General features: G+C 64.8%; 7 protein-coding genes. All 7 read right to left on the reverse strand.

What is annotated here, in order from left to right:
- Nucleotides 1-11: 11 nt before the first annotated feature.
- The 7 genes from WH265_RS10955 to WH265_RS10985 all read right to left on the reverse strand — a co-directional run bounded on the left by WH265_RS10955 (nt 12) and on the right by WH265_RS10985 (nt 7998).
- A complete protein-coding gene (locus tag WH265_RS10955; protein WP_260719392.1) occupies nt 12-1019 on the reverse strand; it encodes a class 1 fructose-bisphosphatase in 1008 nt (335 codons plus the stop codon).
- A 38-nt stretch (nt 1020-1057) separates the two neighbouring features.
- Nucleotides 1058-2143, reverse strand: coding sequence for a hypothetical protein (locus WH265_RS10960; protein WP_339558309.1), 1086 nt, complete (start codon nt 2141-2143; stop codon nt 1058-1060).
- 11 nt (nt 2144-2154) lie between these two features.
- On the reverse strand, nt 2155-4893 hold the full coding sequence (pepN, locus tag WH265_RS10965; protein ID WP_339558310.1) for an aminopeptidase N: 2739 nt from the start codon (nt 4891-4893) through the stop codon (nt 2155-2157).
- The gene (locus tag WH265_RS10970; protein ID WP_182340774.1) at nt 4883-5554 is read right to left on the reverse strand and encodes an HAD family hydrolase; all 672 of its coding nucleotides are present in this window, start codon (nt 5552-5554) and stop codon (nt 4883-4885) included. Before WH265_RS10970 ends, pepN begins: the two co-directional genes overlap by 11 nt.
- A 114-nt stretch (nt 5555-5668) precedes the next feature.
- A protein-coding gene (gene prfB / locus WH265_RS10975) for a peptide chain release factor 2 (protein ID WP_133857164.1) occupies nt 5669-6773 on the reverse strand; the annotation gives its coding sequence in 2 pieces (ribosomal slippage) (nt 5669-6691 and nt 6693-6773; 1104 coding nt in all).
- 148 nt (nt 6774-6921) lie between these two features.
- Entirely contained in the window at nt 6922-7593 is a 672-nt protein-coding gene (locus tag WH265_RS10980; protein WP_339558311.1) for an NUDIX hydrolase, read from the reverse strand.
- A gap of 81 nt (nt 7594-7674) precedes the next feature.
- Entirely contained in the window at nt 7675-7998 is a 324-nt protein-coding gene (locus WH265_RS10985) for a hypothetical protein (RefSeq protein WP_339558312.1), read from the reverse strand.
- Nucleotides 7999-8252: the final 254 nt, after the last annotated feature.

The raw sequence follows: 8252 nt of genomic DNA on the forward strand, positions 1-8252 counted from the left end.
AATTGCGGAATTTATGCTTCCGTGTGGTAACGGGTGATGCGCTCGACCTCGTTCTTCGAGCCCAGCACCACGCTGACGCGCTCGTGCAGCTTGGTGGGTTGGATGTCGAGGATGCGTTCGCGGCCGTTGGTGGCGGCGCCGCCGGCTTGTTCTACCAGCCAGCTCATGGGGTTGGCTTCGTACATCAGGCGCAGTTTGCCGGGCTTGTTGGGTTCGCGCTTGTCCCAGGGGTACATGAAGACGCCGCCACGGGTGAGGATGCGGTGTACGTCGGCCACCATCGAGGCGATCCAGCGCATGTTGAAGTCCTTGTTGCGGGGGCCTTCCACGCCGGCCAGGCATTCGTCCACATAGCGCTTGACGGGGGCATCCCAGTGGCGCATGTTGCTCATGTTGATCGCGAATTCCTTGGTGTCCTCGGGGATGCGCACGTTCTCCTGGGTCAGTACAAAGCTGCCTTGCTCGCGGTCCAGCGTGAACATGGCGACACCGTCGCCAAAGGTCAGCACCAGGGTGGTTTGTGGGCCGTAGACGCAGTAGCCGGCGGCCACTTGCTGGGCGCCTGCCTGCAGGAAGTCGTCTTCGGTCACGCCAGGGTGGCCTTCGGGCTTTTTGAGCACGCTGAAAATGGTGCCGATGGACACGTTCACATCGATGTTGGACGAGCCGTCGAGCGGGTCGAACATCAGCAGGTATTCGCCTTGCGGGTAGCGGTTGGGCACCAGGTAGATGCTGTCCATCTCTTCGGAGGCCATCGCAGCCAGGTGGCCACCCCATTCATTGGCTTCGATCAGCACTTCGTTGGCGATGATGTCGAGCTTTTTCTGCACTTCGCCTTGCACGTTCTCGCTGCCTGCTGTGCCCAGCACATCGCCCAGCGCGCCTTTGTTGACGCTGTGGCTGATGCGCTTGCAGGCGCGGGCCACCACTTCGATCAGCAGGCGCAGCTGGGCGGGGATGAGGCCGTCTACGCGTTGCTGCTCGACAAGGTAGCGGCTGAGGGTGATGTTTTTCTTCATGGGTGGAACTCCTTCAAACTGGGTCAATCTGGGTGGGCTCAGCGCTTGGGCTGGCGCGGTGGCTGTGGGGCTGGCGGTTGGGCCGGCTGTTGCGGCGGGGGCGCCGCTTCGCGGCCGTTCAGCTCGTCGCGCAGCTGCTCGGCGCGGGCCAGTTGGTCGCTGTGGCCCTGGGCGCGGGCATATTGCGCATAGGCGCTGAGCCACTGCCGCGCTTGCTGCGGGTCGTTTTGCTCATGGGCCAGCACCATCAGCTGGAAATAGCTGTCGTACACGGTGGCGTGGTCGCCTGCGCTGATGGCAATCTGCAGGCGCTCTTGCAGGTAGTTGCGGGCGGCGTCCACCTGGCCGATCATGTAGCTGTTCTGCGCCAGGTTGGCCAGCAGGCCGCGCAGGCGCGGGGTCTCGCCCAGCGCTAGCAGGCGCTCGCGCGCCACAGGCAGCAGCTGCTGGTTGGCCTGCAGCGCCTGGCGGTACTGGCCTTGCTCGTGCAGCACATAGCCCAGGTCTTCGTACACGCCCAGTATCTGCAGCTGGGTAGGGTAGTCGGCCGCCTGCGGGATGGGGGTGCTGTTGTCCCAGCGCATCTGCGCGGGCAGCCTGGCAATCTCTTGCAGCGGGTAGCGGGTGATAAGCGTTTGCGCCTGTTTGAGCGCGGCCTCATAACGCCCGCCTTCGGCCAGCCAGCGGATGCTGGCAATGCTCAGCTCCAGATGCTGGTAGGCCCATTGCGGATCGCTGGGCTTGGGCATGGCCACCAAGGCCTTTTGTGCCACCTGGCCTGCCTCGGCAGGCATGGCGCGGCGGCTGAAGATGGTGGCCTGCGTGTAGTAGAGGCGGAAAAAATCCAGCGCCGGCGCCTTGGTTCGCTTAAGGATCGGCTCAAGCGCCTGCAAATCCGCGCTCATCGCGCTGCCGCTGAAACGGCCGCCTTCGCTGAACACGGCGGCATAGAGCGGCGCAAAGCGTTTTTCAAAATTGTTGCTGGGCGTGATCGCCAGGCCTTCGGGCGCGGTGGTGGCCACCGCCCCGGCACTGCGGCCGGTTTGGGCGCTGGCCAGCAGGGGCATGGCGGCAGCCAGGCTGGCCAGGGCGGCAATGCCCTGGGCCAGCAGCTGTTGGCGCATGCCCTGGCGCATCAGTCCGCCATCGCGCGCGTGATCACCTCGCGCACATCGTTGCTGAGCTTGGGCTTGGCAGCGACCTTGGCAATCGCGTCGCCCGCCGCGCTGCGGTAGGGCTCGGGCAGCTTCTTCCAGCGGTCCAGCGCGCGGGCCAGGCGGGCAGCGACTTGCGGGTTGAAGGCATCGAGCGCCACCACCTGTTCGGCCCAGAAGGCGTAGCCAGCACCATCGGCGCGGTGGAAGCCACCGGGGTTGCCGTTGCAGTAGCTGAAGATCACGCTGCGGGCGCGGTTGGGGTTCTTGATGTTGAAGTCGGGCTGCTTCATCAGCGCGCGCACGACGGGCAGGGCGCTGCCGTTCAGGTCGGGTGCGCTGGCTTGCAAGGCAAACCACTTGTCCAGCACCAGCTCGTCGTTCTTGAACATCTGGTGGAAGCTCTGGATCGCCGCGTCGGCCAGCGGGCTGCCGCTCACCACCAGCGCGCTCAAGGCGTTGTAGCGGTCGGTCATATTGCCCGCATCCTTGTAGCGCTGCAAGGTCTTGCCAGGCCAGACCTTGTCGCCCGATTCACGGGCGGCCACGCAGAGCATCAAGAGCGCATGGCCGGCCAGTGCGCGCTTGCCGGCGCTCACCGCATCGGGCACATAGGCGCCGGTGTGGCTGCATTCGTCGTAAGCCCAGGCCCAGTCGGCGGCCAGCTCGGTGGCCAGTTGCTGGCGCATGGCTTCGCGCACGGCGTGCACGGTTTGCGGGTCAACCTGGTCGAGCTGTTCGCTGATATAGCCCTCGGACGGCAAGGTCAGCGCCAGGTCCTTGAAGGCGGCGTCCAGCTGCGGATCGCGCAGCACCTCGCGCATCGCTTGCACAAACGAGGCGGGCAGCAGATTGGCTTGCGGTGCAGCGGCATCGGCACCGGCGGCGCTGCGTGCAGCAATCGCTTGCAGCGCAAAGCGCAGGCCCAGGCGTTGGCCCGCTTCCCAGCGGTTGAAGGCGTCTTCGTCGTGGGCCAGCAGGTGCAGGAGGGCGTCGTCGCTCTCTTCGATCTGCAGCACCACCGGGGCGCTGAAGTTGCGCAGCAGCGATGGGGCAGGGGCTTGCTCGACACCGTCGAAGACGATGGTGTGGGATTCCTCGGTCAGCACCACGGTGTGGTTGGTGGCGCTGTGGGCGATGCTGCTGAGCGCCTGGCTGGGGCGAATGTTCAGCGGCAGGCTGCGGCCATCGGCTGCCAGCAGGCCCAAGGTGACGGGGATCACAAAGGGCTCCTTGCCTGGCTGGCCCGGGGTGGCTGGGCAGGACTGGGTCAGGGTCAGGGTGTAGGTCTGCGCTTCTGCGTCGTACACACCTTGCGCTGCCACGCGGGGCGTGCCCGACTGGCTGTACCAGCGCTTGAACTGCGGCAGGTGCTGGGCCAGCGGCGAGCCGGGGTTGGCATCGGCAATGGCCTGGGCAAAGTCGTCGCAGGTCACGGCCTGGCCGTCATGGCGCTCAAAGTAGAGCTTCATGCCCTTGGCAAAGCCTTCGCGGCCCACCAGGGTGGACTGCATGCGCACCACTTCCGAGCCTTTTTCGTAAATGGTGACGGTGTAGAAGTTGTTGATTTCGAGGTAGCTGTCCGGGCGCACGGGGTGGGCCATGGGGCCGGCGTCCTCAGGGAACTGCACGGTGCGCAGCACGCGCACATCGTCAATGCGCTTGACGGCGCGGGCCGAGGCGCTGCCGGCCATGTCCATGCTGAACTCCTGGTCGCGGAAGACGGTCAGGCCCTCCTTGAGCGAGAGCTGGAACCAGTCGCGGCAGGTGACGCGGTCACCCGTCCAGTTGTGGAAGTACTCGTGGCCCACCACCGACTCGATATTGGCGTAGTCGGCATCGGTCGCGGTGGCCTGGCTGGCCAGCACGTACTTGGTGTTGAAGATGTTGAGGCCCTTGTTCTCCATCGCGCCCATGTTGAAGTCGCTGGTGGCGACGATCATGAAGCGGTCCAGGTCCAGGCTCAGGCCAAAGCGGGCTTCGTCCCAGGCGATGGAGGCCATCAGCGAGTTCATCGCGTGCTCGGTCTTCTCCAGGTCGCCCGGGCGCACAAAGACCTGCAGCAGGTGCTCGTTGCCCGCGCGGCTCTTGATCTTCTGCTCGCGGGCAACGAGGTTGCCGGCCACCAGTGCAAACAGGTAGCAGGGCTTTTTGTGCGGATCGACCCACTTGGCAAAGTGGCGGCCTTCGTTGCCAGGCCCTTGCAAGTCGCCTTGCTCGACCAGGTTGCCGTTGGACAGCAGCACCGGGAACTGGGCCTTGTTGGCGCGCAGGGTCACGGTGTACATGGCCATCACATCGGGACGGTCGAGGAAATAGGTGATGCGGCGAAAGCCTTCGGCCTCGCACTGCGTGAAGAACGATCCATTGCTGGTGTACAAGCCCATCAGCTTGGTGTTCTTCTCGGGCATGCAGGTGGTGAAGATCTCCAGGTCGACCGGGTCGCTGCCCTCGGGCAGGTTCTCCAGCACCAGGTCCGAGCCGTCCATCTTGAACGAGGACGCTGCGCCATTGACCATCACGCGGGCCAGGTTCAGCTCGTCGCCATTGAGGTGCAGCGGCTGGGCTGGCACATCGGGGTTGCGGCGCACGCGCATCTTGTTGAGCACGCGCGTCTTGGCCGGGTCCAGATCGAATGTCAGGTCGACCGTATCAATCCACCATGCCGGGGCCTGGTAGTCGGCGCGGTACACGGTGTGTGCTTGTCCTTCACGCATCATGGAGCTTCTCCAAAAATTGGTTGTTGAGCAGGGTCGAAAAATCGGGCGCCCATGCCAGAACATGGGGGCCGCTGAGTTGCTGGGCATCGTGCGTGGTGCCAATGCCCACCGCACGCATGCCGGCGCGCCGCGCCGCTTCAATGCCGTGCGGCGCATCTTCAAACACGATGCAGGCGGCCGGGTCTATCGCCAGGCGCTCGGCCGCCTTCAGAAAAATATCGGGGTGGGGCTTGCCGGGCAAGCCCTCGTCGCCACGCGCAATCGCCTGGGCCGGGGGCTGCATCTGCAGGTTGTCCAGCACAAAGCGTACATTGTCCTGGTCTCCCGCAGTGCCAATGGCCACTTTGAGGCCCATGTCTCGCGCCTGGGCATGAAAGCGGTCAAAGCCATCGACCGCGCAGAAATGGGCGGCAAACAGCTCGCGGTAAATGCCTTCTTTTTCTGCGGTGATGCGCTCGCTCTCTTCGGGGCTCACCGTGCGGCCCATCAGCGCGCAGGCGCATTCAAAGGCGTTCTTGCCGGTGGTCTGCGCCATGAAGGCGGGCACATCCAGATCCATGGCGTGGCGGCGTGCGTATTCCACCCAGGCCTGGGTGTGCCAGGGCATGGAGTGAACCATGGTGCCGTCCATGTCAAAAATCAGCGCTTCGATCGCAGGCATTGGGCTTGTCTTCAGGTCCGTATCGGCTGGGAGGCCCAGCCAATCGATAGAGGGGCTGAGGCACCCCGCATGCACCGCTGCAAAGGTGCGCTGCATGGGGAGTGCCACAGGTTTTTAAACGCCTTGCTTGAGCGAGGCTTCAATGAACACGTCCAGGTCGCCGTCCAGCACCTTTTGGGTGGCGGAGACTTCGACGTTGGTACGCAGGTCCTTGATACGGCTGTTGTCCAGCACGTAGCTGCGGATCTGGTGGCCCCAGCCCACATCGGTCTTGGTGTCTTCGAGCTTTTGCTGCTCTTCCATGCGCTTGCGCATTTCAAAGTCATACAGTTTGGAGCGCAGGCGCTGCCAGGCCACATCGCGGTTGCTGTGCTGGCTACGGCCATCCTGGCACTGCACGACGATGCCGGTCGGGATGTGGGTCAGGCGCACGGCCGAGTCGGTCTTGTTGATGTGCTGACCGCCAGCGCCCGAGGCACGGTAGGTGTCGGTACGCACATCCGAGGGGTTGATGTTGATCTCGATGGAATCATCAATCTCGGGGTAGACGAACAGCGACGAGAAGCTGGTGTGGCGGCCGCCCGAGGAGTCGAACGGGCTCTTGCGCACCAGGCGGTGCACACCGGTTTCGGTGCGCAGCAGGCCAAAGGCGTACTCGCCCTCAATCTTGATCGTGGCGCTCTTGATGCCGGCGACGTCGCCCGGGGTTTCTTCTTCGACGGTGGCCTTGAAGCCCTTGCGCTCGGCGTACTTGAGGTACTGGCGCAGCAGCATGCTGGCCCAGTCGCAAGCCTCGGTGCCACCGGCGCCAGCCTGGATGTCGACAAAGCAGTTGAGCGGGTCGGCCTCGTTGCGGAACATGCGGCGGAACTCGAGCTCCTCGATCAGCGGGCGCAGCTTGGCAGCCTCGGCTTCGATGGTCTCCAGCCCGGCGTCATCGCCTTCTTCCTTGCTCATCTCAAAGAGCTCGGTGTTGTCGGCCAGCTCACTGCTCAGCTTTTGCAAGGTCAGCACGACGGAGTCGAGGGCCTTCTTTTCCTTGCCCAGCTCCTGGGCCTTCTTGGGATCGTTCCAGACGCTGGGGTCTTCCAGCGAGGCGTTTACCGTGCGCAGTCGTTCGTACTTTGCATCGTAGTCAAAGATACCTCCGAAGCTCTTCTGTCCGGCTGGACAGGTCTTCGAGGGTGTTGCCGATTTGGTTGATGCGTTCTGCTTCCATGTCACTGTGTCCTATTATTGCGGTCTAGCCCGTTATTGTCGCATGCTGGCAGCGCTTGGCCGGCCAGTGGTGCTTTAGGGCATATGCTTGATTTAATAATGTTTTTGCTCCCGCTGCGCAGCGTTTGCGGCGCTGGGCGAGGCGAGGCTCACTTCCAGGCAAACCGGGGCTGGTCAAAATGCGCGACGCGGGTGGTATGCCCGAGCAGGCAAACCTCGCGAAACTGGTACAAAAATGCGGCCGTGGGCGCGGCCACCCAGCTCTTGCCCATGGGCATGCGCAGCACCGGGTGGGGCGAGGCATCGGTGTGCTCGAGCATCGGCGCATCGCTGCGCAGCAGCTCGGCCAGCGGGATGCGGTGCACGCTGGCCACTTCATCGGGGTTGGGTTGCAGCTGGGCCGTGGCACCGGCCCAGACCACCACCGGGGTGATGACAAAGCCCGAACGCGTGGCGTAGTCATCGAGGCAACCGAGCACCTGGCTGGGCGCCAGCAACAGGCCCGCCTCTTCATGCAGCTCGCGCAAGGCGGCTTGCTCGGCGGTCTCGCCTGCCTCGATGCGGCCGCCGGGCAGTGCCCATTGGCCGGGGTGGTTGCGCAAGTGCAGGGCGCGGCGCGTCAGCAGCAGTGCGGCCTCGTTGCTCCACTGCGCGGGTGCGGGCATGCCTTCGAGCCCGGCGCCAGGGCCTTCGTCCAGCAGCACCAGCGCGACGGCTGCCTGGGACTGGCCGGCGCCGCCCATGCGCTGCACCTCAAAATGCTGCAGGCTGTGGTGGATGCGCGATCGCAGGGCGTCGCTCAGGGGCGTGGCATGGGTCATAGGGCTGCTGCATTGTAGAAGCGGCCCGGCCAGCTACCGCGCGCCAGAGAGACAGCGGGCGGTGTTTGGGACTTTAAGGATTCAGCTGGAGCGGCTCTTGTGGCGCAGGCAGACCTGGAACATCAATCCAAAGGCTGCATCGGGGCCGAACTGGGCGGGCAGGGGCGCGCCCAGGGCCGGCAGCAGGCGGCCATGCATCACGCCGGTGTCGCTGGGGTGGGAGGTCACCACAATCTCGGGCCCGCAGCCACCGGGCAGCAACACCTGCAGGATCTGGCCCTGGTGGCAGTGCAGCGGGGCTTGGGGTTCAAAGATCAGCCGCACGGTGCCATGTGCATGCCCGCTGGCGTCGCACAGCATGCACTGGACGATGCCAGGGGGGCTGCCCTGGGACCAGCAGGGCACATGGCCGATGAAAGGATCCTTGGGCGGCTGCGCATATGGCGCCCTGCCGCTGGAGGCTCTTGCCTGCCTGCCATGGGGGGCGCACGGGGGGCAATGGGTCTCGGTGCAGGGCGTGGGCAGGCTTTTTCCGCCCTCGGGCCTGGAGTCGCGCGGCTTGTCTGGGCGGGGGGGGGGGGGGGGGGGGGGGGGGGGGGTGGGGGGCGGGGACATAGGGGGGGGTTGGGATAAATGTATTTATCGGATTAATTAATTAG

The sequence above is a fragment of the Comamonas sp. MYb396 genome, from assembly GCF_037479555.1.
Lineage (GTDB): Bacteria > Pseudomonadota > Gammaproteobacteria > Burkholderiales > Burkholderiaceae_C > Comamonas.